Origin of the sequence: Pseudomonas sp. PSPC3-2, from assembly GCF_049897085.1 — a bacterium.
GTDB classification, from domain to species: domain Bacteria; phylum Pseudomonadota; class Gammaproteobacteria; order Pseudomonadales; family Pseudomonadaceae; genus Aquipseudomonas; species Aquipseudomonas paraveronii.
This window is the reverse complement of the sequence record NZ_JAFCVO010000014.1, coordinates 21,949-46,172: the sequence shown is the minus strand read 5'-3', so window position 1 is coordinate 46,172 and position 24,224 is coordinate 21,949. Positions and strand designations below refer to the sequence as shown.

The window sequence follows — 24,224 nt, the reverse complement described above, 5'->3', positions numbered from 1 at the left end:
TTATTCCGCCTTGCGCGGAATCAGCACAACCTGCGCCGGAATATTCTTCAGAATCTGCCGGTGAATCTTCAGGTCGTACCCCGCATCAATGCGCTTCACCCGTTTGCTCAGCAAGGTCGCCAGCCATGGGTAATCCTGGGTGCGCGGTGCCTGGATGCTCACATCGCACTGGTAATTCACCACGTCGGTGGCGATGGCATCCAGTTGATGGCGCAGTTCTTCGATGTCAGTGAGGTTCAGCGCCACCGTGGTGCTCTGTGCGGCCGGGTCGATGACCTTGGCGACGGGCTGGGCTTCGGCGGCCTTGAGGGCGGCTTCGGCTTTGTCCAGCTCGGCTTTGCGCGCATGGGTGATGGCGCTGTTGACGCCACCGGTCAGCGCCGGGGCCTTGGGCATCAATGCACGGGCCCGGCTGAGGGCGGTGGCGGCGGCGTTGACATCACCTTTTTGCAACACGACCTGACTGCGTTGCAGATAGGCCTCGGCCAATTGGCGCTGATAAGCCACCAGCGCCGGATCGTTGGGCGACTGGGCCTGTAGCGCGGCCAGTTGGTCTTCGGCGGTGGCCAGCTCGCTGCTGGCCAGGTTTTGCTCCAGTTGCGCGATGGCGACAGCGCGTGCGTCCGGGGCCTCGGGGGCGGCGGGCGGTGTACTTTGACAGGCGCCCAGCAGCAGGGAAAATGCGGCAAGGAGCAGATAACGGGAGGTGAACGGCTTCATTCCTGCGACTCTCTATTTGCGCAAAAAGCGAGCAAGTCTACACCCCTCGACGGGGCAGGACAAAACTCAGCAGAAAGAGGGCGGCGGCCGTGACCACAATCGACGGCCCTGCCGGAGTGTCCTTGAACCAGGACAGCGCCAGGCCCCCACACACGGCCAGCATCCCCAGCACGCTGGCGCCGATCGCCATCTGCTCCGGCGAACGGGCGTGGCGCTGGGCGGCGGCTGCGGGAATGATCAGCAGTGACGTGATCAACAATACGCCGACAATCTTCATCGCGACAGCGATCACCACGGCGATCAACAACATCAGGGTCATGCGCAGGGCGGGCACGGGCAAGCCTTCCACCGTGGCCAGTTCTTCATGCACGGTGATTGCCAGCAGCGGGCGCCACAGCGTCACTAGCAGCACCAGCACGGCGACGCTGCCGCCGAGAATCCACGCAAGGTCAGTGGGGCTGATCGCCAGCAGGTCACCGAACAGGTAGGCCATCAGGTCGATGCGCACTTCGTGCATGAAGCTCAGCACCACCAGGCCCAGGGACAGGGTGCTGGGCGCCAGGATACCCAGCAGCGTGTCGGAGGCCAGCGGTTGGCGCTGTTGCAGGGTCACCAGCAGCACCGCCAGCAGCAGGCAGCCGACCGTCACGGCGATGGCCGGGCTCACATCCAGCAGGAAGCCCATGGCCACGCCCAGCAGTGCGGCGTGGGACAAGGTGTCGCCGAAATAGGCCATGCGCCGCCAGACCACGAACGAGCCCAGCGGGCCCGCCACCAGCGCCAGAGCCAAGCCTGCCAGCAGGGCGTAGAGCAGAAAATCAGCCATGCTTGCAGCTATCTCCATGAACGTGAGTGTGGGGCGTAGCGGGATCGTCGACCACGGCGCCATGCAGGTCATGGGCGTGGTCGTGATGGTGGTGATAAATCGCCAGGCTCTGCGCGTTCTTGCCGAACAGCTCGACGAACGCCGGGTCGCCGCTGACTTGCTCCGGGTGGCCAGAGCAGCACACGTGGCGGTTGAGGCACACCACCTGATCGGTGGTGCTCATCACCAGGTGCAGGTCGTGGGAGACCATCAGCACACCGCAGCCCAGGCGGTCACGCAGGCGGGTGATCAAGCTGTACAGCTCGGCCTGGCCGGCGACGTCGACACCCTGCACCGGTTCGTCGAGCACCAGCAATTCCGGTTCGCGTAACAGGGCGCGGGCCAGTAATACACGCTGCATTTCACCGCCGGAGATGCTTTGCACCGGGCTGTCGATGACCTGTTCGGCACCGACTTCCTTGAGTGCGGCTTGCGCGCGGGTGCGGTCCACGCCCGGCACCAGGCGCAGGAAGCGCAGCACAGACAAGGGCAGCGTCGGGTCCACGAAGAGTTTTTGCGGCATATAGCCGACACGCAGTTTGGGCTTGCGCCACACACTGCCGGTGTCGGGCTTGAGCAAGCCGAGCACGGCGCGCACCAGGGTGGTCTTGCCAGCGCCATTGGGGCCGATCAGGGTGACGATCTGCCCCGGTTCGACGCTCAACTGGATGTTATCCAGCACGTTTTGCCCGGCGAACGTGACCCCGACCTGTTCCAGGCGGATTAACGCGTTGCTCATCAAGCCCCCTGGCAACCGGCGCAGAGCCCGACGACTTCGACGGTTTGCCCTTCAACCTTGAAGCCGACGTCGGCGGCGCTCTGGATGATGGCGTCGCTGATGCTTTTTTGCTCAAGCTCGATGGCGGCGTGGCACGTGCGGCAGATCAGGAACTGACCCTGGTGCGCGTGTTCCGGGTGGTTGCAGCCGACGAAGGCATTGAGCGAAGCGATGCGGTGGACCAGGCCGTTGTCCAACAGGAAATCCAGCGCGCGGTACACGGTGGGCGGCGCGGCGCGGCGACCGTCCTGTTCGCTGAGCACGCCGAGGATGTCGTAGGCGCCCAGCGGTTTGTGGCTCTGCCAGACCAGTTCCAGCACGCGCCGGCGCAGGGCGGTCAGGCGCAGACCCTGCCGTGCGCACAGGGTGTCGGCCTCCGACAGCGCGGTATGCACGCAGTGAGAGTGGTCGTGGGGACGGCTGGCGAGCGGTGTTATAGGCATGAGCGGCGACAGATATTTGATAGAGACGTTATTATGTTACCCGTTCCTACGCCATTGAGTGGTCATCGTGTCCCGACTTTTTCCCGTTTTTGTCGTATTTGTCGCCAGTTTGTTCATCGCGGGTGCCGCTCAGGCGCAGGTCAAGGTGCTGACCAGCATCAAGCCGCTGCAGTTGATTGCCGCCGCTGTGCAGGACGGGGTGGCGGTTCCCGAGGTGTTGTTGCCGCCGGGTGCGTCGCCGCATAACTATGCGTTGCGCCCATCCGACGTGCGGCGTGTGCAGTCGGTGGATCTGTTGTATTGGATCGGACCGGACATGGAAGGCTTCCTGCCGCGCGTCCTCAAGGGGCGCAGCCTGCCGACGGTGGCCGTGCAGGATCTTCCGGGCATGAAACTCCGCCGTTTCGCCGAAGATAGCCATTCCCATGCCGACGATGCCGACGAACATGACCACGATCATCGCCCGGGCAGTCTGGATGCGCATTTGTGGTTGTCGACGCTCAACGCTCGGGTGATTGCCACTCGCATGGGCGCTGACCTCAGCGCCGCAGACCCGGCCAATGCCGAGCGTTACCAGCACAACGTGAAGGCGTTCCTGGGCCGACTGGATGCATTGGACGCACGCCTGAAAGCGCGGATGGCCGGCATCCAGGACAAACCCTACTTTGTGTTCCACGAAGCCTTTGATTACTTCGAAGACGCCTACGGCCTCAAGCACGCCGGTGTGTTCAGCGTGGCCGCCGAAGTGCAGCCAGGCGCCCAGCATGTGGCGGCGATGCGCACGCGCTTGCAGGAAGTCGGCAAGACGTGTGTGTTCAGTGAACCGCCGCTGCGTCCGCGCCTGGCAGAAACGCTGGTCGCCGGTTTGCCGGTGAAATTGGCGGAGCTGGATGCGCTGGGTGGCTACACCCCGGCGACCGCCCAGGGTTACGAGCAGGTGCTGGACAAGCTGGGCAATGACTTGGCGGGGTGCCTGGAGTCGCTCTGAAAGACCAGGCATAACGTCTGTGCGAGGGGGCTTGCTGCCGATGTGGGGTGTCAGTCACGGCATGTGGCGACGGGTACGCCGTAATCGGGAGCAAGCTCCCTCGCACATTTTAGAGCGCGAACGGCAACTGGATCGCGACCTGCTGGCGCTGCGCCAGCCGATGCTCAAACTCCGCCGGGTCATGAATCAACACATCCTGCCCGGCAAACGACTCCGCCGCGATCAGGCGTGACAACCAGAACCGCACGCACGCCACGCGCAACATCGTCGGCCACAACTCGGCTTCCTTCGCGGTAAACGGCCGCAACCCGGCGTAAGCGCCGAGCAGCGCTCGGGCGCGCTGGCCGTCGAGCACGCCGTCGGCATCCGAGCACCAGTCATTCAGGGCGATCGCTACGTCGTACAGCATCGGGCCCGAGCAGGCGTTGTAGAAGTCGATCAAGCCCGACAGGTGCGTGCCTTCGAACATCGCGTTGTCGCGAAACAGGTCGGCGTGAATATTCGCGCGCGGCAGGGCGAGGATCTGTGCCTTGTGGGCCTCGATCTCATCCAGCGCGTCCTGCAGCAGGCGTTGCGGCGCTGCGTCCAGGTGCGAAATCAGCTGCGCGCCTTCGCTGAGCATCCAGTCCAGCCCGCGATCGGTCTTGCGCTCCAGCACCTTGTCACCCTGTGTTGCCAGGTGCAGGTGGCCAAGCAGGTCGCCGACCTGGGCGCAGTGCTGGGCGTTGGCGTCCTTGATGTGCTTGCCGGCCAGGCGCGGTTGCAGCAGCGCCGGTTTGCCGGCCAATTCGCGCAGGGCCACGCCGTCGGTGGTGCGCAGGGCGTAAGGCACCGGCAAATCGGCGTCGTGGAGCACGTCGAGCAGTTCGATGAAGAACGGCATTTCCTGCACCGGGCCGCGTTCAACCAGGGTCAGGACGAACTCGCCCTGTTCCAGGCTGATGAAGAAATTGGTGTTTTCGCTACCCGCAGCAATCCCCTGGAAGTCAAGCAGGCGGCCGAGCCCGTAAGGGGCAAGAAAGGTTTCCAGCTCGGGCCGAGCCAGGGGGGTGAACACAGACATGGTTAAAACTGCCAGTACGGGCGCCGCGGTGTGTGGCGCCAATTAAAGTTAAGAAATCATTTCCATTCGAAGATCTTCCATGACGGGATCAGCATATCCGGCTGGTCAGAGCGGATGAAGTTTGCATCGGTTCCGTCCGCGCGCACCAGGAAATACGGTGGGAAGCCTTTCTTCGTTATCTTGATTGCGTACAGGAAACCGTTTTGGCGGTATTCCTGAATGGTCCTGTCGCCTTCCGTGCGAATGGTAACTTCCGGATCGCCCGAAGGCGCACTGTCTGCCGCCATGGCAGCCATCGGAGCGAGTGCAAACAAGCCGGTCAACAGCAGGCGATTGAATGTGCGCATGATAACCTTGTCCCTTTGTTGTCTGTGGTCCGGCTATTCTAGCGCCTGACCCGCCGAAAAGGTTGATCCTGCTCATGAGCCAAGCCCCCCTCGTCCTGGTGGACGGTTCTTCTTATCTGTACCGCGCCTTCCACGCGCTGCCGCCGCTGACCACCTCAAAAGGCCTGCCGACCGGTGCGGTCAAGGGCGTATTGAACATGCTCAAGAGCCTGCGCAAGCAGTACCCGGAGAGCCCGTTCGCGGTAGTGTTCGACGCCAAGGGTGGGACCTTTCGCGACGACATGTACGCCGAATACAAGGCCAACCGCCCAAGCATGCCCGACGACATGCGCCTGCAGATCGAGCCCCTGCACCAGAGCGTGATCGCGCTGGGCTTCCCGCTGTTGTGCGTCGAAGGCGTCGAGGCCGATGACGTGATCGGCACCCTGGCTCGCAGCAGCGCAGCGGCTGACCGCCCGGTGGTGATCTCTACCGGTGACAAGGACATGGCACAGTTGGTCGACGGGCACATTACCTTGGTCAACACCATGACCGGTAGCGCCATGGACGTGGAGGGCGTAAAGGAGAAATTTGGCGTCGCTCCGGAGCAGATCATCGACTATCTGGCGTTGATGGGCGATTCGTCCGACAACATCCCAGGCGTTCCGGGCATTGGTCCGAAGACCGCTTCCGGCTTGCTGGTGGGCGTCAATGGCGGCCTGAAAGAGCTTTATGAGCAGTTGGATATTGTGCCGACCCTGCCTATCCGTGGGGCCAAGACGCTGCCGGCCAAGCTGGAAGAGCATAAGGAGATGGCGTTTCTCTCCTATCAGTTGGCGACGATCAAGATCGACGTACCGCTCGATGTTGGCTTGGACGATCTGCACCTGATCGAGCCGGATCGTGAAAAACTCCTGGAGCTGTATACCCTCCTGGAGTTCAAAAGCTGGTTTGACGAAGTGCAGCGCGACGCCAAGCGCGCCGGGCTGGAGGTGGCTGCTCCGGTCATCGAGAATGCGCCGGTCGTGAATACTGAGCTCAAGTACGAAACCATCCTCGAACAGGCGCGTTTCGATGTGTGGATGAAGAAGCTCGGCGACGCCAAGCTGTTCGCCTTCGACACCGAGACCACCGGCATCGATGCGCAGCAGGCGCAATTGGTTGGCTTGTCGTTCGCGGTTCAGCCCTATGAAGCGGCCTACATCCCGCTGACCCATTCCTACATGGGGGTGCCGGAGCAATTGGACCGCGACACGGTCCTGCGCGCGCTCAAGCCGATCCTCGAAGACCCGAGCAAGCTCAAGGTCGGCCAGCACGCCAAGTTCGACATGAATATCCTGGCCAACTGCGCCATCGGTGGTGATCAGAGTTGTGGCATCACGGTGCAGGGCATCGCCTACGACACCATGCTCGAATCCTACGTCCTCGACTCCACGGCCACGCGGCATGACATGGACAGCCTGGCCCAGAAATACCTGGGTCACACCACCGTGAGCTTTCAGGATATTGCCGGTAAAGGCGCTAAACAGCTGACCTTTGACCAGATCTCCCTCGAACAGGCCGGGCCTTACGCGGCTGAAGATGCCGACGTCACCCTGCGTCTGCACCAGACCTTGTTCGAAAAACTCACGGCGATCCCCAGCCTGGTCAGCGTGCTGACAGATATCGAGATGCCACTGGTGCCGGTGCTGGCGCGTATCGAGCGCCAGGGCGCACTGGTGGATGCCAAGTTGCTCGGTGTGCAGAGCGTCGAGTTGGGCGAGAAGATGGTCGAACTGGAGCGTGAGGCATTTGCCATCGCCGGTGAGGAATTCAACCTCGGCTCGCCCAAGCAATTGGGCGCGATCCTGTACGAAAAACTCGGCCACCCGATCCTGAGCAAGACCGCCAAGGGCCAGGCGTCGACCGCCGAAGCGGTGCTCGCCGAACTGGCCGAGCAGGATTTCCCGCTGCCCAAGGTGCTGATGCAGTACCGCTCCATGAGCAAGCTGAAAAGCACCTACACCGACCGCTTGCCTGAGCAGATCAACCCGCGCACCGGGCGCATCCATACGTCGTATCACCAGGCGGTGGCGGCCACGGGGCGTTTGTCGTCGAGTGATCCGAACTTGCAGAACATTCCGATCCGCACCGCTGAAGGCCGGCGGATTCGTCAGGCGTTCGTCGCGCCTAAAGGCTACAAGCTACTGGCGGCGGACTACTCGCAGATCGAACTGCGCATCATGGCGCACCTGGCCAAGGACGAAGGCTTGCTGCACGCCTTCCGCAATGACCTGGACGTACACAAGGCCACCGCCGCCGAGGTATTTGGCGTGGAACTGGGCGCGGTCACTACCGACCAGCGTCGCAGCGCCAAGGCGATCAACTTCGGCCTGATCTACGGCATGAGCGCGTTTGGCCTGGCCAAGCAGATCGGTGTCGATCGTAAACAGTCCCAGGCCTATATCGACCGCTACTTCGCCCGTTATCCGGGCGTGCTGGCCTATATGGAGCGCACCCGCGCCCAGGCGGCCGAGCAGGGTTATGTCGAGACGATCTTCGGTCGGCGCCTGTACCTGCCGGACATCAACGCGAAGAACCCGGCCCTGCGCAAAGGTGCCGAGCGCACGGCGATCAACGCGCCGATGCAAGGCACGGCGGCGGATATCATCAAGAAAGCCATGGTCGCGGTGGATAATTGGCTGACCGCGTCGGGCCTGGACGCCAAAGTCATCCTGCAGGTACACGATGAACTGGTGCTGGAGGTTCGCGAGGATCTGGTCGAGCAAGTGCGTGACGAGATTCGCCAGCACATGAGCCACGCGGCGACGCTGGACGTGCCGTTGCTGGTGGAAGTGGGCGTGGGTGATAACTGGGACGAAGCGCACTGATGGCGTGGTTCTGCCACCCCCCGAGCGTGGTGGCAGAACGCTTTAGAGCCGAAAGCGCCGTCGGTTATTACAAATAGTTTTTTGTACCTGCCGGAACTTAACCCATGAAATGCCACTCAGATTTACTGAATGGGTGGTGAAGCCCTTCAATGCTCCTATGTTGTGTTAAGTGTTGGCAGATATCTGGACCCCGCCCTAGCGGTCCGGAACTTGAACCCCGAACTTCCCCTCCCCTACGAAGTCCGGGGTTTTTTTTGCCTGCGCAAAAGTTACTCGGCGATTTCCGCGCCCTTGTCGGCCAATTCCATCCAGCCGGCCAGCACGGTGTAGGCGTCTTCCAGGCCCAGGCGCTTTGGCGCCGAGAACAGCTGGATGGTGATGGTGTCACCCCAACCTTTACGGATTTCCGCCTGCACCTTCAGCAGCGTGTTCTTGGCGGCGCCATAGGTCAGTTTGTCGGCTTTGGTCAGCAGGATATGCATCGGCATGCCGCTGGCGACCGCCCAGTCGAGCATCAGCAGGTCGAAGTCGGTCATTGGATGACGGATGTCCATCATCAGGATCAACCCCTTCAAACTCTCCCGGCCACCCAGGTAAGCCTCGAGGTGACGCTGCCAGTGCAGCTTCAGCGGGATAGGTACTTTTGCATAACCGTAGCCTGGAAGGTCGACCAGACGCCGATCATCGTCTAGCTTGAAGAAGTTGAGTAGCTGTGTGCGGCCCGGGGTTTTCGAGGTGCGCGCCAGGCTGGCGTGGGTCAAGGTGTTCAGCGCGCTGGATTTACCCGCGTTGGAACGGCCGGCAAAGGCGACTTCAAAGCCCTCGTCATCGGGGCATTGGTCCACTTTGGCGGCGCTGAGCATGAAGGTGGACTGTTGGCACAGGCCGAGGATGGGGTTCTTGAGTTGCATGAGATTTCCGATGTGGGCGGTGCCGAAAAAGGGTGCGGCAAGCGGTGTCGTTTCCGTTTCAGTAGCGCCAGTATATAATGCCGCAGATTTTGTGTGTGCTTTGTCCCAGCGAAGGGTGAAGTTCACGGGAGCGATAGACCTTTATTGCGCATTAGAACGCAAAACGCTCCCAAACCCTGAAAAGGTCGATGTATGACCAGATGGTTGCTTGCTATCGGTGTCCTGATGCCGCTTTACGGCGCTCAGGCTACACAGGAACCGGAAGCGGTGTACAACCGAGTTTGCGTGGCTTGCCATGCTGGCCAACTGCCGAACGCCCCGAAGCGGGGTGACCAGGCAGCCTGGGCGCCCAGACTGGCGCAGGGCATGGACACGCTGGTGCAACACGTGACTCAGGGTTTCAAGGCAATGCCGCCGCGTGGTTTGTGCATGGACTGCAGTACCGAGGATTACCAGGCCATCATTGAGTGGATGGTGAGTAAGCCCGGTTAGATAACTCTTTAAACCCTTAGCCGTAGTTGGATTAGCTGATGAACAAACTGATCGTGAGTCTGCTGTTGACCTTGGGCATCACCGGTGTTGCCCATGCTGCAGGCGACGCTACTGCGGGTCAGGCGAAAGCCGCCGTGTGTGGTGCTTGCCATGGACCGGATGGTAATAGCCCGGCACCGAACTTCCCTAAACTGGCCGGCCAGGGTGAGCGCTACCTGACCAAGCAGATGCACGACATCAAGGACGGTAAGCGCACGGTCCTGGAAATGACCGGCTTGCTGACCAACCTCAGTGACCAGGACCTGGCGGATATCGCCGCTTATTTCTCCAGCCAGAAAGGCAGCGTGGGAGCTGCCGATCCGAAGCAAGTGGCCCGTGGTGAAGAGTTGTTCCGCGGCGGCAACCTGGAAAAAGGCATGCCTTCCTGCATCGGTTGCCACTCGCCTAACGGCGCGGGCATCGCCGCTGCGGGCTTCCCGCACTTAGGTGGCCAGCATGCGCAGTACGTCACCAAGCAACTGACGGACTTCCGTGAAGGCAATCGCACCAACGACGGCGATACCAAAATCATGCAAAGCATTGCCGCCAAGCTAAGCAACAAGGACATCGAAGCGGTTTCCCAATACGTTCAGGGTCTGCACTGATCGAAGGGCTACGTTAACACTCGATTAATCCGTTGATGCAAGCATAAAAAGGGTGGCCCAGGCCGCCCTTTTTTGTGGCCGGTGCCGTTACACTAACGAACTCATGCCCGCGTAGACCTGTCACAACAAAGGTCGCGTGAGGCGACCCTATTTGTTCAGGAGTAAAGCATGCGTAATCTGATCCTCAGCGCCGCTCTCGTCACTGTCAGCCTCTTCGGCATGACCGCACAAGCTGCCGACGTGCCGCTTGAAGCCGGTAAAACCTACGTGGAATTGGCCAACCCAGTGCCGGTGTCGGTGCCGGGCAAGATCGAAGTGGTGGAGCTGTTCTGGTACGGCTGCCCGCATTGCTACGCCTTTGAGCCAACCATCAACCCATGGGCTGAAAAACTGCCCAAGGACGTGAACTTCAAACGCATCCCTGCCATGTTCGGCGGCCCTTGGGATGCCCACGGCCAACTGTTCCTGACTCTGGAAGCCATGGGTGTCGAGCACAAGGTCCACAACGCGGTCTTCGAGGCTATCCAGAAACAAGGCAAGCGCCTGACCAAGCCTGAGGAAATGGCTGACTTCGTCGCTACCCAGGGTGTCGACAAGGACAAGTTCCTGGCTACCTTCAATTCCTTCGCTATCCAGGGCCAGATCAAACAGGCCAAGGAACTGGCGCAGAAGTATGGCGTGCAAGGCGTACCGACCCTGATCGTCAACGGCAAGTACCGTTTCGACCTGGGGACCACCGGCGGTCCTGAAGCGACCCTCAATGTGGCCGACCAGTTGATCGCCAAAGAACGCGCCGCCAAGTAAGGGGCCTGCCATGCGCCGCTGGGGTACCGAACGCGTTGTCGGCCTGCATGACCCACAGGTCAACGAAGCTCACCTGGAATCCACAGGACTGCCGGCGGACAGCCGCCTGCGCCTGCTCAGCTTCAATATCCAGGTGGGCATCAGTACCGAGAAGTACCGGCACTACCTCACCCGTGGCTGGCAGCACTTGTTGCCCCACAACGGGCGGGCCGGCAACCTGCAGAAGATCGGCGACCTGTTGGGCGACTTCGACCTGGTCGCCTTGCAGGAAGCTGACGGCGGCAGCATTCGCTCGGGCTACATCAACCAGGTGGAACACCTGGCCCAGTTGGGCGCGTTTCCCTATTGGTATCAGCAACTCAATCGCAACCTCGGGCGTCTGGCGCAGCACAGCAATGGCGTGCTCAGCCGCCTGAAGCCATCGGCTATCGAAGATCACCCATTGCCGGGCCCCAAGGGCCGTGGCGCGATCCTCGTGCGTTTCGGCGAAGGCCCGGAAGCCCTGGTGGTGGTGATGATGCATCTGGCACTCGGGGGGCGTACCCGCAACCTGCAGTTGGCCTACGTGCGTGAGTTGATTGGCGGTTACAAGCACCAGGTGCTGATGGGTGACATGAACACCCATGCCACCGACCTGCTGCAGAATTCCCCGTTGCGTGACCTTGGCTTACTGGCGCCGCAAGTCGAAGCCACGTTCCCCAGCTGGCGCCCGCAACGCTGTCTTGACCATATCCTGCTTAGCCCGACCCTCACGCTTGAAAGCGTGCAGGTGTTGGCGCAGCCCATCTCCGATCACCTGCCGGTCGCGGTGGAGATTCGTCTGCCGGGTTCGCTCACGGCTGATGCATTGCCCGCGTTGAGCCCCGGCCCTCGCGGACCCCTTGCATGAGCGACGAAGCCCAGCGCTGGAAAGAGAAATACCTTAAAAGCATCGAACAACAAGACACGCTCGAACGCCGCTGGGCTGCCCGCCTCGACCTGCTGCGCCGAGGGTTGGTGCGCAGTACGTTGGCCGCTGAAGGCACCGACCGCGCGGTCGATCAATGCATGAAGGAAATGCGCGACGCAGTGCGCACCGACGACATGGATGCCGCCCTCGCTGCGTTGCTGCCGCGCCTGGAAAAAGCCGTACTGGATTCGGAGCAGCGTCGCGAAACCCGGATTGACCAGATGAGTACCGCGCTCGCGGCCCTGGTTGCGCAGTTGCAGAAACTGCCGCTGCCCCGCGAGGTGGCCCGCCCGTTGAAAACCTTCGCCAAGCAGTTGGATAGCCGCGTAGGCCAGGCGCGCGAGATCCCACTGTTGCTCAGTGAGCTGAGCAGCCTGCAAGGGCAGGCATTGAATAACCTGGAGCCGGACGGCGAAACCCCGCGCCCCGGCCCCGGCCTGCTGCAACGCCTGTTTGGCGCCAAGGATGTCGCGAATGAAGCGCCGCCCGGCGAGGCCGCGCCGCCGCCTGCTCCGCCATCTTTACCGCCGCCCCCCGCCTCCAGGCCGGCGCCCGAGCCCGTCGCCGAGACGCCGGCGCAGCCTGACGAATTAGCCCAGGCCCTGCGGGCGTTCGCGCCGTTGCCGCAAGGCTCGGCCTCGCCCCAGCCGGAACCCGTAGCGCCGGCCAAGGCGGTCGAGATCGTGACCCCCTCCGTTGCCGTCGAAGCCGTGTCACGAACTGCGCCGATCGCCCGGCCGGTCGAAGTGGCGGAGCCCGAGGCGCCTCCGGTCGAGGCGCAAGAGCCTGCCTCTGAAAGCGCACTCGCTGCGTTTATCGAAACACCCCCGGTCGAGGTCGATGCGCCGCCGCAAACTGTCATCGGCAGCCTGTCACTGCCGCCCGTGCAGGAAGTACCGGACCCGGACGAGTTGCAAGCGGACCCGGTCTACGCCCTGCCCGATTCGCCGGAGCCGTCCTACAGCTCCGTGGCCAAACACATTGAAGACACCTTACTTGGCCTGCTGGAAGACCTGTCGCTGCCCGAGCGACACCGGCCCCAGGCCGAAGCCATGCGCGAACGCCTGGCCCATGGTTTGAACTGGTACGAACTGCTGCCGATCCTCGACGATCTGGCCACGCTGATGCTGGCGATCACCGACAGCGGCCAACATGAGTTCGAGGCTTACCTAAAACAGCTCAACGAACGCCTCGAAGCGTTCCAGGGCCATCTGCAGACGGCCAGCGAAGGGTATGCCGACAGTCGCTCGGCCGCCCGGGAGCTGGACACGCAAATCCGTGAACAGGTCGACGGCCTGCAAAGCAGTGTGCAGGACGCCGCCGACCTGGACAGCCTCAAGCAGGTCTTGGAAAGCCACCTTGAAGGCCTGCTTGGCACCATGGACCAGCACCAGCAGCAACGTGATCAGCGCGAGCAGGAAGTGGCGGAGCGTTTGAAAGGGCTCGCGGAGCGCGTCGCCAATATGGAACAGGAGGCCCAGGGTTATCGCGATCACCTGGAAGTGCAGCGCCAGAAAGCCCTGATCGATCCGCTCACCGACTTGCCCAACCGTGCGGCCTGGAGCGAGCGCCTGGACCATGAGGTCAACCTCTGGCATCAGCGCGGCAATAGCCTGTCGCTGGCAATGCTGGACCTGGATCACTTCAAGCGTATCAACGACGGCTACGGGCATCTGGCCGGCGACAAAGTGCTGAAAATCATCGCCAACGTGCTGCGCAAGCGCCTGCGTCCTGGCGACTTCATTGCGCGATTCGGCGGTGAAGAGTTTGTGTTGCTGATGCCCGACTCCTCCCTGGCGAATGCCCTGGCCGCTGGCGAAGCGTTGCGAACGGCGATTGAAGTCTGCCCGTTCCACTTCAAGGGCGAGCCGGTGACGATCACGGTGTCGATGGGCGTGGCACAGTTCCAGCCCGGCGAGCGCAGTGACTTGGCGCTCAAGCGCGCCGACGAGGCGTTGTACCGGGCCAAGGCGGCGGGACGTAACCGGGTGCAGGCGGCCTAAAAGATGTTCCATTTTGTAATTTGACGTTTGGGCTACAAACGGTACGTTACACTGTTGCATTATCGTCTTCTGCGTAACGTGATCCGCCATGAAATCCGTGTACTTCGCTTTTGTGTTCCTCCTGCTCACCGGCTGCGCAAGCGGCCCGCGCCTGGATACCAGCCACCCCTCGGCCAACCACGACAACCGCGTGCAGTTCGTGGTGGTCCATTACACCTCGGCCAACCTTGAACGCTCCCTGGCGCTGCTGACCCATGGTCAGGTCAGCAGCCATTACCTGATCGGCGACGACGCTTCGGGCACCATCTACAAGCTGGTGGATGAAAGCCAACGCGCTTGGCATGCGGGGGAAAGCGAGTGGATGGGGCGTACCTGGCTGAACTCCAGCTCCATCGGGATCGAGATCGTCAACCCAGGGTTTCGCGACACGCCGACGGGCCGTGTGTGGTACCCGTACTCCGAAGCTCAGGTGCAATCGCTGGAGGTGTTGCTCAAGGACATCAGCACGCGCAATGGCATTGACCCCAAAAACATCATTGGTCACAGCGACATCGCGCCGCTGCGCAAGCAGGACCCGGGGCCGTTGTTTCCGTGGAAGCGCCTGGCCGAGAAGGGCTTGGGCGTCTGGCCCGACGCGCAGGCTGTGGCGCGCTACCAGGCGCAGTACGCCACGGATCTGCCGAGCATCACCTGGTTCCAGGAAGCGTTGGCGCACCTGGGCTACCAGACGCCGCAGACCGGTGAACTGGACGTCGCCACGCGCCATGTGATCGCGGCGTTCCAGATGCACTTCCGCCCTGCGCTGTTCGATGGCTCACCGGATGCCGAGAGTGCCGCGATCCTGCGCGCCCTCGACCGGCGTTAATCGCTACAGCGGTAACGCCATATAGAACTGCGTGCCCTGCCCCGGCCGTGAATACACGCCCATGCGGCCGCCATGCAGTTGCACGATCTCCTTGCACAGCGCAAGCCCCAGGCCGGCGCCGCCTTTCTTGCGGCCCACCTGCACGAAGGGTTCGAAGATGCGCCCCTGCTGGCCATAGGCGATACCTTCGCCGTTGTCCTCGACGCTGATAATCACCCGCTCGCCATGACGCCGTGCCTGCAGGCGGATCTGCCCGCCTTCGGCGGTGTGGCGCAGGGCGTTGCCCAACAGGTTGTCGAGCACGCGTTCCAGTTGCGCCTGGTCGGCATACAGTCGGGGCAGGTCGGGCTGGGGCTCTACCAGCAGCTCGATGTGTTGCGCATTCGCCGGCTCGGCGAAGCGCGCACGCGCATGCTCCAGTAGGTCGGTGACATCGCACGGGCCCAGGGTGAGTTTTTGCATGCCGTTCTGGTAGCGCGAAAAGTTGAGCAGGTCGTTGATCAACTGCATCAGGCGCTGCATCTCTTCATTGACCGTATCCAGCAGGTCCGCTTCACGGGACTCCGCAGGAAACTTCGCGCGTTCGCGGAACAAGCCGAAGGCCATGTGCATGCCGGTCACCGGCGTGCGCAATTCGTGGGAGGCGCGCAACACGAACTCGCTGCGTACCCGCTCAAAGGCGCGCTGCTCGGTGACGTCATGTAGCACCATCACTGCGCCGAGGATATGCCCCTGGGTGTGGCTTACCGGCGTCAGGCTGTAGGTCAACAGGCGCAGCTCACCCTCGACTTCCACCTCCAGGTCGTCCGGCGCCCGTTCCAGGTTGCCGCCGCGCAGCACCAGTTGCAGTTGATCGTCCATTTCCGGGCGACCCAGCGCATCACCCAGGCCCTGGCCGAGACGTTCCTCGTCCCAGCCCAACTGGCGCTGTGCGACGGGGTTGAGGTGCTCCAGGCGGCCTTGACGGTCAATCATCAGCAGGCCGTCGTCGATACTGTCGAGCACCGCTTGCAGGCGCTGCTGGCCCGCCAGCAGCTCATCGATATTGGTTGCCTGATGCTGGCGCAACGCTTCGGCCATGATGCCGAAGCGTCGGGTCAGTTGGTTCATTTCCGCCGCTGAAGAAATGGGCAGGGTCACTTCGAAATCACCTTGCCCGATCTTGTCGGCGGCCTTGGCCAGCGCTTCGATCGGCCCGCCAAACCGTCGGGCGATGCCATGGGCGGTAATAAAACCGATGATCAGCACCGCGAGGCCTACCAGCCCCAGCAGCCCCGCGATCAACAAGGCGCGCTCGCGGGATTTATGCTCGCTGGCGCTGATGTTTTCCAGGGCCTGCTTGTGCTCGGCGATCAGGCCGTTGCGCAGAACATTGAATGTTTCGGTGATTTTCTCTTTGCCGCCGGGCGGTGGGGACGCTTGTTGAGATTCGTCAAAAGCCGCCAGCAAGCGCTGGTAGTCGAGCCGGGCCTGACTGAAACCGCTGCTATGCCCGTCTCGCTGTTCGTGGGCAATGCCTTGGTCGAGCAGCTCGAAGTAATGCTGTTCCGCCGCTTGCAGTGCCTCCGGATTGGGGCGTTGTTCGAGCATCATCATCAACTGGTCGCCCAGGCTCTGGCGCAGCTTGAGTCCCAGGTCGAGGGTGATGAAGTTACTGCGAATCGATGACTCCTGGGTCTTGGCCATCTGCATCACGCTGACCAGCCCCAGGATCAACCCCAGCAGGGCGACGGTGATCAGCGCGGAGATACTCAGGAATAACCGAGTGCGCAGTTTCATCGCTAACTTCATAAGGTACAGCTCACAGGTTGTACTGTTTGCGTTTGCGGTACAGGGTCGACGCGTCGATGCCCAGGGTGCGGGCAGCCTGATCCAAGGTGTCGCTGGTGGCCAGTACGGCGCCGATATGCGCTTTCTCCAGTTCGTCCAGGCTCAACGCCGCACCGATACGGGGTGCATTGTGGGTCGGCTGTTCGGCCATTCCGAGGTGGCTGATTTCGACCTTTTCCTGCGGGCAGATAATGCTCGCGCGTTCCACCACGTTGCGCAGCTCGCGGATATTGCCCGGCCAGCGGTAGTTGAGCAGCGCTTCGCGCGCTTCATCGCTGAAGCCCCGCGCCGGTCGGGCGTATTCCTTGACGAAGCGGGCGAGGAAGCGGTCGGCCAGGGCCAGGATGTCTTCGCTGCGTTCGCGCAGCGGCGGCAGGTGCAAGGTGATCACGTTGAGGCGGTACAGCAAGTCTTCGCGAAAGCGGCCGTCGCGCACCATGTCTTCGAGGTTCAGGTTGGTGGCCGCAAGGATGCGTACATCGGCGCGCCGGGTAACCGGGTCGCCCACGCGCTCGTATTCCTTGTCCTGGATAAAGCGCAGCAACTTGGGCTGCAGGGTGAGGGGAAAGTCGCCGATCTCGTCGAGAAACAGCGTGCCGCCGTCCGCCTGGTTAACCCGGCCCAAGGTGCTCTCGCTGGCGCCGGTAAAGGCACCGCGGCTATGGCCGAACAGTTCGCTTTCCATCAACTCCGCCGTCAGCGACGGGCAGTTGATGGTGACGCAGGATTTCTTCGCGCGCTTGCTCCAGCCGTGAATGGCCCGGGCCAACTCGCCTTTACCGGTGCCGGATTCGCCGAGGATGAGGATGTTGGCGTCAGTCCCGGCCACTTGGCGTGCAGTTTCCAGCACCACCATCATCGCCGGGCTGTGGGAGTCGAGGCCGTCTTTGGGTTGGCGTACTTCGCCTTCCAGCGCCTCCAGGCGCGCGGAGAGCTGGCGCACTTCCAATTGTTTGGCGGTGGCCAGGCGCAGTTGGTCGGGGCTGCACGGTTTGACCAGATAATCAGCCGCGCCGGCCTGGATCGCATCCACCGCAGTGTCCACGGCGGAATGCGCGGTCACAATCACCACGCGCATCCACGGCGCCTGGATGCGCATCTGCGCCAACACATCCAGGCCGTTGTCCTCGCCCAGGCGCAGGTCCAGGAAGCACAGGTCGAACACTTGGCGTTGCATCAGGGCATCGGCCTGAGCGGCGCTGTTCGCGGTGGCTACGGTGTAGCCCTCATCTTCCAGGCAATAACGGAAGGTACGAAGGATCGCGGATTCGTCGTCCACTAAAAGAATGCGGCCTTGAAGTTCCTTGGCTGATTCCATTTGTCCCGCGCTCCTGAATATGAATGATGGTGTTTAGTCCCGGAATAATCGGGCAAGTTGCATGGTTCATTCTGATTGATAAAACGCAACGTCGTGCAGCTATCTACGTGTGTCCCTACAAAGCCCGCGCCTGCTGGCGTTTTCATGCCTTCTTGCCACTTCGGCAGTGCGCTATTGGCTTTCTATCCACCCATCCGACCACTGGTGATCGTGCATTTCGCACGGCGTCCAGGTGGCCATCGTGCAGGATGCTGGGCTTCGTGTTGATCAAATATATTTAACTGATTGATTTTGTTGAGTTTTATTTTGTAAAAAAGCTGGCACGCCCTCTGCAATAGCTCTCCTAACGAATAATCAAAATGCGGGAGAAAGCAGCATGACTCGCCAAAGCCTCGCTCAACTGTGTGTATCGCCAGTGCGCTTGCAACAAGGCCTGTTCGCCAGCCTGGCCCTGATGGTCACGTTGATTGGCGGCCAGCAGTTGCAGCATTGGCAGCAGCAGACCCCGCATTTCGAACGTCCGGCAATGACCCAGACCCATTTTCGCTCCATTGATAGCCGTTCCGTTGGCAGCGTCTCTGCCGATGTAACGGCTCCCCAACTGCGGATGGTTGACCAGGCGTCTTCCCTGGGTGAACTGCCATCCCAGGAACGTTGGGTGTTCTAGGCAACAAAAGGTCGCTTGAGTTGAGCGATTGCACGGCAGTACCGCTGTCACCCCTAAAAAAGCGTAAGGAGAATCACCATGTTGAGTTGGGCAATCACATTTCTGATCATCGCCATTGTGGCTGCAGTCCTGGGCTTCGGTGGGATCGCGGGCACTGCCACGGGTATCGCCAAGATTCTGTTTGTGGTCTTCCTGGTGATGTTCATTGCTTCGTTCTTCTTTGGTCGTCGCGGCCGAGGCTGAATATGACCACTTTGTCTCTCAAGGCCATGGCTGCCGTCCTGCTTCTGGGCGGCAGCGGTTTGGCGATGGCCGCTAACGACGGCCAGACCCGGGCCAACGAATTGCTCAGCGCGGACTCGCAGTACCGTGAAACGTGGCAAGGCGTGGTGAAGAAAGAAGAGCGCCTGCCGGAATGGGTCATGAACCTGTCCGGCACGGCCGAGCAAATGAATGCCGTTGAAGAAGATGGCGACAAGTACTTGGTCGGGCCCCTCTGCGAAACCGCAGACACCTGCCTGAACAAGCGCCTGATCGTCGCCTTCAGTTACGACAAGGAAGATGCCTACGCCATGTTGGTGGAAGTCCCGGCCGGCCTGCCGGCGGACAAGTCTCCAACGCGTCACGCCGATTACCGGTTTATCGGTAAGCCGGATGCAGGCATGCAAAAGCTGCTGATGGAGCAACTGAAGAAAGATCCGAATTGGTACTAGGTTCCGTCTGACGCATCTGTCGTCTGCGGGGCCGGCGTCCATAGAAAGAAGCCCTTGCGCTTCTTTCTGTTTGCATCGCTCGCCAAGGGCGATGCATGGCCAGGGGGCCGGGTTGCTCTGATCCGTCGAGATCGGCGTGACCTACGGGTACAGGGAGTGCCTGCGCAAGGGCCGGGTCAGGTGAAAAGCTGCGACGCAAGTTCACACGCTCTCGAGCTTGCTGGACTTGCGGCGGGCTTATGAGGTTCATCCCCCGCCTCTCATACTGCTCTTAGCCGAGAATCTGCTTTTTGCCCGCGACTAACCATTACTGGGTATGTCGTGGCGACCATCTATCGAGAAAATTTCGTTCACGCTATAGGACATTTCAGACAACAGACCCCTGAATACACAGGCATTTTTGCGAATGCCTTCAGCGTGTCCTGCATCTCTAAGCGACCCTGATTTGACCGGTTCACGGCATATTCGCCGGGCAAAATGTCGCATTTGAACTGACCGTCCGGTCAGTTATTATGAAAAAAAGCCATGCCGATTCGGCATAGGGTAGGCGTTTACGGCATTAGACGTCGCCCCCTTGCATGGGAATAGTTGCGCCTTTTTTCGCCTGCCAGTAAGCCATTTCGGCCATGCGGCGGTGACTTTCTATGGAGGCAGATGCACACACTTTTTCGCTTCCGAGCGTTGCAGCTGGCGCATTTGCCTTAAGTTCACTTGAAGTAAGGGTAATGACATGAAGAAGGCAAAGCTAAGCCTCGCCTGGCAGATCCTCATCGGTTTGGTGCTGGGGATCGCAATCGGCGCCGTGCTCAACCATTTCAGTGCTGAAAAGGCCTGGTGGATCAGCAATGTGCTGCAGCCGGCGGGCGATATCTTTATCCGCCTGATCAAGATGATCGTGATCCCGATTGTGATTTCCTCGCTGATCGTCGGCATTGCCGGTGTCGGCGATGCGAAAAAGCTCGGTCGAATTGGCGTCAAAACCATCCTTTACTTCGAGGTCGTCACCACCATCGCCATCGTGGTCGGCCTGTTGCTGGCCAACCTGTTCCACCCTGGCACGGGCATCGACATGAGTACCCTGGGTACCGTGGATATCTCCAAGTACCAGGCGACAGCGGCGGAGGTGCAGCATGAGCATGCGTTCGTTCAGACCATCCTCAACCTGATCCCATCGAACATCTTTGCCGCCGTCGCGCGTGGCGAGATGCTGCCGATCATCTTCTTCTCCGTGCTGTTCGGCCTGGGCCTGTCGAGCCTCAAGCCTGAGCTGCGCGAGCCGTTGGTGACGATGTTCCAGGGCGTGTCCGAGAGCATGTTCAAAGTCACCCACATGATCATGAAGTACGCGCCTATCGGTGTGTTCGCGCTGATCGCGGTGACCGTCGCCAACTTCGGCTTCGCCTCTTTGCTGCCACTGGCCAAGCTGGTGATTCTGGTTTACGTCGCCATTCTGTTCTTCGCCTTTGTGATCCTGGGCCTGATCGCACGCCTGTTTGGCTTCTCGGTGATCAAGCTGATGCGCATCTTCAAGGATGAGCTGGTGCTGGCCTACTCCACCGCCAGTTCCGAAACCGTGCTGCCGCGGGTGATCGAGAAGATGGAAGCCTACGGCGCGCCGAAGGCCATCTGCAGCTTCGTGGTGCCGACCGGTTATTCGTTCAACCTCGATGGTTCGACCCTGTACCAGAGCATCGCGGCGATCTTTATCGCGCAGTTGTATGGCATCGACCTGTCGGTCGGCCAGCAACTGATGCTGGTGCTGACCCTGATGGTCACCTCCAAAGGCATCGCGGGTGTGCCGGGCGTGTCCTTCGTGGTGTTGCTGGCTACCCTGGGCAGCGTGGGCATTCCATTGGAAGGCCTGGCGTTCATTGCCGGCGTCGACCGCATCATGGACATGGCGCGTACCGCCCTCAACGTGATCGGCAACGCCTTGGCGGTACTGGTCATCTCCCGTTGGGAAGGCATGTACGACGATGCCAAGGGCGAGCGCTACTGGAACTCCCTGCCGCACTGGCGCACCAAGCAAGTGTTGCCGGCGGGTGAGGCCAGCCGCGGCTGAGGTCTGCCTGATGCGCACAAACCCCGGTAAATCCGGGGTTTGTCGTTTCTGTCAGCCCCGCTATCATTCGCCCCATCTTTCGGGGGATTCAACTGATGCTCAATGGCCTGTGGCTTGGCTTCTTTGTCGTAGCAATGGTGTCAGCACTGGCGCAATGGCTGGTCGGCGGTAACGCCGGGATTTTTGCGGCGATGGTGGAAAGCATTTTCGCCATGGCCAAATTGTCGGTGGAGGTCATGGTGCTGTTGTTCGGCACGCTGACGTTATGGCTGGGCTTTTTGCGCATCGCCGAAAAAGCCGGGATCGTCGACTGGCTGGCCAGGGCCCTCGGCCCGCTGTTTCGCCGGCTGATGCCGGAAGTGCCGGCTGGCCACCCGGCCATCGGTTTGATCACCCTCAACTTCGCCGCCAACGGCCTGGGCCTGGACAACGCCGCGACACCCATCGGCCTGAAAGCCATGAAAGCGTTGCAGGAGCTCAACCCGATCCCCAATACCGCGAGTAACGCGCAGATTCTGTTCCTAGTGCTCAACGCATCCTCGCTGACGCTGTTGCCGGTGACCATCTTCATGTACCGCGCCCAGCAAGGCGCAGCCGACCCGACGCTGGTGTTTTTGCCGATCCTACTGGCCACCAGCGCATCGACCCTGGTGGGCTTGCTCTCGGTGGCAGTGATGCAGCGCTTGCGGCTGTGGGACCCGGTGGTGCTGGCCTATTTGATCCCAGGCGCACTGCTGCTGGGCGGCTTCATGGCGTTGCTGGCGACCTTGTCCGCCACGGCGCTGGCCGGGTTGTCGTCGATCCTTGGCAACCTGACGCTGTTTGGCCTGATCATGCTGTTCCTGCTGGTCGGCGCGTTGCGCAAGGTGAAGGTCTACGAGGCGTTTGTCGAAGGGGCCAAAGAGGGCTTCGACGTCGCCAAGAACCTGCTGCCGTATCTGGTGGCGATGCTCTGCGCGGTGGGCGTGTTGCGTGCATCCGGTGCGCTGGACTTTGGCCTGGAAGGCATTCGTCATGTGGTCGCCTGGACCGGCATGGACACGCGCTTCGTCGACGCGCTGCCGACTGCGATGGTCAAGCCGTTCTCCGGCAGTGCCGCGCGGGCGATGTTGATCGAGACCATGCAGACCCAGGGCGTCGACAGCTTCCCGGCGTTGGTGGCGGCGACGGTTCAGGGCAGTACCGAGACCACCTTCTATGTGTTGGCGGTGTATTTCGGCTCGGTGGGTATTCAGCGGGCGCGGCATGCGGTGGGCTGTGCGTTGCTGGCGGAGTTTGCCGGTGTGGTGGCGGCGATTGCGGTGTGCTACTGGTTCTTTGGTTAAGGCTTGGATGGCTATCGGGAGCAAGCTCCCGATGAGGCCCTCAGCGTTTCGGCGCAGTGTTGCCCTGCGCCACCACCCAATCCACCACCTGCTTGTTCAACTGATCCCCCGCCAGCCCAAACCCGGCCACCACCGCCGGCACTTTGCTGTCGCTGACCGGCTGGCGCACTTCAAACCGTCGGCTGGCAATGATCCGCTGATCACTCCCACGCACCAGCCGCGCATCCAGGCGAATCACCACTTCCACCGCGCTGCTGCGGTATTCGCTCTGGAACGCCTGCAATTGCCCGCCCAGCTCGTAGTCGGCCTGCAGGTTGGTCTCGTCGCTGCTCAACAGCGTGACCCGGCCATCGCGCTGGAAGCCGTCCATGAAGCGGTTGCGCAGCAGGACCGGCGCCGGGTCGCTCCAGCGTGAGTGGGCGTAGCTGCTGATCAGATCGCCCTGGGGCACCACGGCAATGCGCGGGCTGTCGAGGAACTCGCTGGTCTGCGGCTTGGTCACGCGCAGCGACCAGGCTACCGGCGCCGCTTGGGCGGCCACCGGGGCCGAGGCCAGGCGGTAGACGTCCGATGGATCGGCCGTGGGCAGGATCGAGCACGCGCCGATCAGCGCCAGGGCCACGGGGGCGATCAGTTGGTAAGCACGCTTCATGGCGTGAACTCCTTGTTCTTGTCGCTGCCCAGCAGGTAACCGCTGGGGTTGGCTTCCAGGCGGCGGGAGATGGCGCGCAGCGAACCTAGGGTTTCGCGCAGTTCGCGCACGGCCGGCGCCAGTTCGTTGAGGCCCTGCATGCCGCTGTTCACCGCGTTCTTGTTATCGGTCAGCAAGGTGTTGATGGTCGCGGTGCTTTGCTCAAGGGATTTCATCGCCTGCTCAGCGCTGCCGAAGACCTGCCTGCCTTGATCGTTGAGCAGGCCGTTGGCATTGCGCATCAGCGCGGTGGTCTGCTCGAGGGCGGCACCGGCCTGCTTGCTGACCTGCATCAGTTGCTGCATCACCACTTTGATATCGCCGCGCTGGTCGGCAATCGCGCCGGTGGTTCGTTCCAGATGGTCCAGGGTGTTGCTGATGCGCTCGACATTCTGCGCAGAGAACATGTCGTTGGCGTTGTGCAGCAGCAGGTTGATGCTGGTCATCAGGTCGTTGCTGTTGTTCAGCAACCGCGCGATAGGGGATGGCGAGGCGATGATCTCCGGCAGGTCGCCGTCCTTGCCCTTGAGTGTCGGGCTTTGCGGTGTGCCGCCGCTGAGCTGGATGATCGAGGTGCCGGTGATGCCGGTCAGGGCCAGCTTGGCCTGGGTGTCTTCCTTGATCGGCGTCTCCCCGGAAAGGCGGATGCGTGCGAGCACGCGGCGCGGGTCTTTGGGGTCCAGGCGCAGGCTGATGACATCGCCCACCTTGATCCCGCTGTACTGCACCGAGCTGCCCTGGGACAGGCCGCTGACCGCCTCGTTGAAAATCACTTCGTAATCCTGGAACGCGGCGTCGACGCTGGACTTGGCCAGCCACAAGCCAAACAGCATCGCGCCGACCACCACAATCACGCTGAACAGACCGATCATCACATGATGGGCTCGGGTTTCCATG

24 protein-coding genes are annotated in these 24,224 nt (G+C 61.6%); 13 read left to right on the top strand and 11 right to left on the bottom strand.

Going from position 1 to position 24,224, the window contains the following annotated elements; translation table 11 throughout:
- The 4 genes from ACP7CJ_RS21550 to zur are packed head-to-tail and all read right to left on the bottom strand — an operon-like array spanning window position 1 to window position 2,806.
- Window positions 1-720, bottom strand: coding sequence for a PA5502 family lipoprotein (locus ACP7CJ_RS21550; protein ID WP_426101947.1), 720 nt, complete (start codon window positions 718-720; stop codon window positions 1-3).
- 37 nt (window positions 721-757) lie between these two features.
- Window positions 758-1,546 carry a zinc ABC transporter permease subunit ZnuB gene (gene znuB, locus ACP7CJ_RS21545; protein WP_426101949.1) on the bottom strand — a complete coding sequence of 263 codons (789 nt, stop codon included), beginning with the start codon at window positions 1,544-1,546 and terminating at the stop codon, window positions 758-760.
- A complete protein-coding gene (znuC, locus tag ACP7CJ_RS21540) occupies window positions 1,539-2,324 on the bottom strand; it encodes a zinc ABC transporter ATP-binding protein ZnuC (RefSeq protein WP_247399181.1) in 786 nt (261 codons plus the stop codon). Before znuC ends, znuB begins: the two co-directional genes overlap by 8 nt.
- Window positions 2,324-2,806, bottom strand: a complete 483-nt coding sequence (zur, locus tag ACP7CJ_RS21535) for a zinc uptake transcriptional repressor Zur (RefSeq protein ID WP_247399200.1) — start codon at window positions 2,804-2,806, stop codon at window positions 2,324-2,326. Before zur ends, znuC begins: the two co-directional genes overlap by 1 nt.
- A 58-nt stretch (window positions 2,807-2,864) precedes the next feature.
- Between zur and ACP7CJ_RS21530 the strand changes: the two genes are divergently transcribed.
- Window positions 2,865-3,794, top strand: a complete 930-nt coding sequence (locus ACP7CJ_RS21530) for a zinc ABC transporter substrate-binding protein (protein WP_253400291.1) — start codon at window positions 2,865-2,867, stop codon at window positions 3,792-3,794.
- Window positions 3,795-3,903: 109 nt separating this feature from the next.
- On the opposite strand, the gene ACP7CJ_RS21525 is transcribed toward ACP7CJ_RS21530, so the two are convergent.
- The gene (locus tag ACP7CJ_RS21525; RefSeq protein WP_426101951.1) at window positions 3,904-4,857 is read right to left on the bottom strand and encodes a homoserine kinase; all 954 of its coding nucleotides are present in this window, start codon (window positions 4,855-4,857) and stop codon (window positions 3,904-3,906) included.
- 56 nt (window positions 4,858-4,913) lie between these two features.
- A complete protein-coding gene (locus ACP7CJ_RS21520; protein ID WP_276195630.1) occupies window positions 4,914-5,204 on the bottom strand; it encodes a DUF2782 domain-containing protein in 291 nt (96 codons plus the stop codon).
- Window positions 5,205-5,278: 74 nt separating this feature from the next.
- On the opposite strand from ACP7CJ_RS21520, the gene polA reads away from it, so the two are divergent.
- The gene (gene polA, locus ACP7CJ_RS21515; protein ID WP_426101953.1) at window positions 5,279-8,053 is read left to right on the top strand and encodes a DNA polymerase I; all 2,775 of its coding nucleotides are present in this window, start codon (window positions 5,279-5,281) and stop codon (window positions 8,051-8,053) included.
- Between the two features lie 269 nt (window positions 8,054-8,322).
- On the opposite strand, the gene yihA is transcribed toward polA, so the two are convergent.
- Complete coding sequence (gene yihA / locus ACP7CJ_RS21510) at window positions 8,323-8,964, bottom strand: ribosome biogenesis GTP-binding protein YihA/YsxC (RefSeq protein WP_048721487.1); 642 nt, start codon at window positions 8,962-8,964, stop codon at window positions 8,323-8,325.
- A gap of 192 nt (window positions 8,965-9,156) precedes the next feature.
- Here yihA and ACP7CJ_RS21505 point away from each other — a divergent pair, with 192 nt between their 5' ends.
- The 6 genes from ACP7CJ_RS21505 to ACP7CJ_RS21480 all read left to right on the top strand — a co-directional run bounded on the left by ACP7CJ_RS21505 (window position 9,157) and on the right by ACP7CJ_RS21480 (window position 14,721).
- Window positions 9,157-9,456 (top strand): c-type cytochrome, encoded by a 300-nt coding sequence (locus tag ACP7CJ_RS21505; protein ID WP_276195634.1) that lies wholly within the window; start codon window positions 9,157-9,159, stop codon window positions 9,454-9,456.
- A 38-nt stretch (window positions 9,457-9,494) separates the two neighbouring features.
- Window positions 9,495-10,100 (top strand): c-type cytochrome, encoded by a 606-nt coding sequence (locus ACP7CJ_RS21500; protein ID WP_276195636.1) that lies wholly within the window; start codon window positions 9,495-9,497, stop codon window positions 10,098-10,100.
- 168 nt (window positions 10,101-10,268) lie between these two features.
- Window positions 10,269-10,904 carry a thiol:disulfide interchange protein DsbA gene (gene dsbA, locus ACP7CJ_RS21495; RefSeq protein WP_276195638.1) on the top strand — a complete coding sequence of 212 codons (636 nt, stop codon included), beginning with the start codon at window positions 10,269-10,271 and terminating at the stop codon, window positions 10,902-10,904.
- A gap of 10 nt (window positions 10,905-10,914) precedes the next feature.
- The gene (locus ACP7CJ_RS21490) at window positions 10,915-11,793 is read left to right on the top strand and encodes an endonuclease/exonuclease/phosphatase family protein (protein ID WP_247399221.1); all 879 of its coding nucleotides are present in this window, start codon (window positions 10,915-10,917) and stop codon (window positions 11,791-11,793) included.
- Window positions 11,790-13,856 (top strand): diguanylate cyclase, encoded by a 2,067-nt coding sequence (locus ACP7CJ_RS21485; RefSeq protein ID WP_276195640.1) that lies wholly within the window; start codon window positions 11,790-11,792, stop codon window positions 13,854-13,856. Before ACP7CJ_RS21490 ends, ACP7CJ_RS21485 begins: the two co-directional genes overlap by 4 nt.
- A gap of 88 nt (window positions 13,857-13,944) precedes the next feature.
- Window positions 13,945-14,721, top strand: a complete 777-nt coding sequence (locus tag ACP7CJ_RS21480; RefSeq protein WP_276195642.1) for an N-acetylmuramoyl-L-alanine amidase — start codon at window positions 13,945-13,947, stop codon at window positions 14,719-14,721.
- 3 nt (window positions 14,722-14,724) lie between these two features.
- Here ACP7CJ_RS21480 and ACP7CJ_RS21475 read toward each other — a convergent pair whose 3' ends face one another.
- Together ACP7CJ_RS21475 and algB are read right to left on the bottom strand one after the other, a co-directional pair.
- Window positions 14,725-16,512 (bottom strand): ATP-binding protein, encoded by a 1,788-nt coding sequence (locus ACP7CJ_RS21475; RefSeq protein ID WP_426101955.1) that lies wholly within the window; start codon window positions 16,510-16,512, stop codon window positions 14,725-14,727.
- A 10-nt stretch (window positions 16,513-16,522) separates the two neighbouring features.
- On the bottom strand, window positions 16,523-17,869 hold the full coding sequence (algB, locus tag ACP7CJ_RS21470) for a sigma-54-dependent response regulator transcription factor AlgB (protein ID WP_276195646.1): 1,347 nt from the start codon (window positions 17,867-17,869) through the stop codon (window positions 16,523-16,525).
- Window positions 17,870-18,245: 376 nt separating this feature from the next.
- Here algB and ACP7CJ_RS21465 point away from each other — a divergent pair, with 376 nt between their 5' ends.
- The 5 genes from ACP7CJ_RS21465 to ACP7CJ_RS21445 all read left to right on the top strand — a co-directional run bounded on the left by ACP7CJ_RS21465 (window position 18,246) and on the right by ACP7CJ_RS21445 (window position 22,636).
- Window positions 18,246-18,536, top strand: a complete 291-nt coding sequence (locus tag ACP7CJ_RS21465; protein ID WP_426101957.1) for a hypothetical protein — start codon at window positions 18,246-18,248, stop codon at window positions 18,534-18,536.
- Window positions 18,537-18,614: 78 nt separating this feature from the next.
- Window positions 18,615-18,779 carry a DUF1328 domain-containing protein gene (locus ACP7CJ_RS21460; RefSeq protein ID WP_003170804.1) on the top strand — a complete coding sequence of 55 codons (165 nt, stop codon included), beginning with the start codon at window positions 18,615-18,617 and terminating at the stop codon, window positions 18,777-18,779.
- Window positions 18,780-18,781: 2 nt separating this feature from the next.
- Entirely contained in the window at window positions 18,782-19,249 is a 468-nt protein-coding gene (locus tag ACP7CJ_RS21455) for an inhibitor of vertebrate lysozyme family protein (RefSeq protein WP_276195665.1), read from the top strand.
- Between the two features lie 730 nt (window positions 19,250-19,979).
- On the top strand, window positions 19,980-21,311 hold the full coding sequence (gene gltP, locus ACP7CJ_RS21450) for a glutamate/aspartate:proton symporter GltP (protein ID WP_276195666.1): 1,332 nt from the start codon (window positions 19,980-19,982) through the stop codon (window positions 21,309-21,311).
- Between the two features lie 95 nt (window positions 21,312-21,406).
- Window positions 21,407-22,636 (top strand): nucleoside recognition domain-containing protein, encoded by a 1,230-nt coding sequence (locus ACP7CJ_RS21445; RefSeq protein ID WP_276195667.1) that lies wholly within the window; start codon window positions 21,407-21,409, stop codon window positions 22,634-22,636.
- Between the two features lie 40 nt (window positions 22,637-22,676).
- On the opposite strand, the gene ACP7CJ_RS21440 is transcribed toward ACP7CJ_RS21445, so the two are convergent.
- Window positions 22,677-23,288 (bottom strand): ABC-type transport auxiliary lipoprotein family protein, encoded by a 612-nt coding sequence (locus ACP7CJ_RS21440; protein ID WP_426101959.1) that lies wholly within the window; start codon window positions 23,286-23,288, stop codon window positions 22,677-22,679.
- Window positions 23,285-24,223: an MlaD family protein gene (locus ACP7CJ_RS21435; RefSeq protein ID WP_426101961.1), complete on the bottom strand. Its 939-nt coding sequence runs from the start codon at window positions 24,221-24,223 to the stop codon at window positions 23,285-23,287. The genes ACP7CJ_RS21440 and ACP7CJ_RS21435 overlap by 4 nt, the downstream gene beginning before the upstream one ends.
- Window position 24,224: the final 1 nt, after the last annotated feature.

Excerpts from the sequence above, each read along its gene's own strand:
- ACP7CJ_RS21550 (WP_426101947.1), bottom strand. The coding sequence starts at position 720 with ATGAAGCCGTTCACCTCCCGTTATCTGCTCCTTGCCGCATTTTCCCTG.
- znuB (WP_426101949.1), bottom strand. The coding sequence starts at position 1,546 with ATGGCTGATTTTCTGCTCTACGCCCTGCTGGCAGGCTTGGCTCTGGCG.
- znuC (WP_247399181.1), bottom strand. The coding sequence starts at position 2,324 with ATGAGCAACGCGTTAATCCGCCTGGAACAGGTCGGGGTCACGTTCGCC.
- zur (WP_247399200.1), bottom strand. The coding sequence starts at position 2,806 with ATGCCTATAACACCGCTCGCCAGCCGTCCCCACGACCACTCTCACTGC.
- ACP7CJ_RS21525 (WP_426101951.1), bottom strand. The coding sequence starts at position 4,857 with ATGTCTGTGTTCACCCCCCTGGCTCGGCCCGAGCTGGAAACCTTTCTT.
- ACP7CJ_RS21520 (WP_276195630.1), bottom strand. The coding sequence starts at position 5,204 with ATGCGCACATTCAATCGCCTGCTGTTGACCGGCTTGTTTGCACTCGCT.
- polA (WP_426101953.1), top strand. The coding sequence starts at position 5,279 with ATGAGCCAAGCCCCCCTCGTCCTGGTGGACGGTTCTTCTTATCTGTAC.
- yihA (WP_048721487.1), bottom strand. The coding sequence starts at position 8,964 with ATGCAACTCAAGAACCCCATCCTCGGCCTGTGCCAACAGTCCACCTTC.
- ACP7CJ_RS21505 (WP_276195634.1), top strand. The coding sequence starts at position 9,157 with ATGACCAGATGGTTGCTTGCTATCGGTGTCCTGATGCCGCTTTACGGC.
- ACP7CJ_RS21500 (WP_276195636.1), top strand. The coding sequence starts at position 9,495 with ATGAACAAACTGATCGTGAGTCTGCTGTTGACCTTGGGCATCACCGGT.
- dsbA (WP_276195638.1), top strand. The coding sequence starts at position 10,269 with ATGCGTAATCTGATCCTCAGCGCCGCTCTCGTCACTGTCAGCCTCTTC.
- ACP7CJ_RS21490 (WP_247399221.1), top strand. The coding sequence starts at position 10,915 with ATGCGCCGCTGGGGTACCGAACGCGTTGTCGGCCTGCATGACCCACAG.
- ACP7CJ_RS21485 (WP_276195640.1), top strand. The coding sequence starts at position 11,790 with ATGAGCGACGAAGCCCAGCGCTGGAAAGAGAAATACCTTAAAAGCATC.
- ACP7CJ_RS21480 (WP_276195642.1), top strand. The coding sequence starts at position 13,945 with ATGAAATCCGTGTACTTCGCTTTTGTGTTCCTCCTGCTCACCGGCTGC.
- ACP7CJ_RS21475 (WP_426101955.1), bottom strand. The coding sequence starts at position 16,512 with ATGAAGTTAGCGATGAAACTGCGCACTCGGTTATTCCTGAGTATCTCC.
- algB (WP_276195646.1), bottom strand. The coding sequence starts at position 17,869 with ATGGAATCAGCCAAGGAACTTCAAGGCCGCATTCTTTTAGTGGACGAC.
- ACP7CJ_RS21465 (WP_426101957.1), top strand. The coding sequence starts at position 18,246 with ATGACTCGCCAAAGCCTCGCTCAACTGTGTGTATCGCCAGTGCGCTTG.
- ACP7CJ_RS21460 (WP_003170804.1), top strand. The coding sequence starts at position 18,615 with ATGTTGAGTTGGGCAATCACATTTCTGATCATCGCCATTGTGGCTGCA.
- ACP7CJ_RS21455 (WP_276195665.1), top strand. The coding sequence starts at position 18,782 with ATGACCACTTTGTCTCTCAAGGCCATGGCTGCCGTCCTGCTTCTGGGC.
- gltP (WP_276195666.1), top strand. The coding sequence starts at position 19,980 with ATGAAGAAGGCAAAGCTAAGCCTCGCCTGGCAGATCCTCATCGGTTTG.
- ACP7CJ_RS21445 (WP_276195667.1), top strand. The coding sequence starts at position 21,407 with ATGCTCAATGGCCTGTGGCTTGGCTTCTTTGTCGTAGCAATGGTGTCA.
- ACP7CJ_RS21440 (WP_426101959.1), bottom strand. The coding sequence starts at position 23,288 with ATGAAGCGTGCTTACCAACTGATCGCCCCCGTGGCCCTGGCGCTGATC.
- ACP7CJ_RS21435 (WP_426101961.1), bottom strand. The coding sequence starts at position 24,223 with ATGGAAACCCGAGCCCATCATGTGATGATCGGTCTGTTCAGCGTGATT.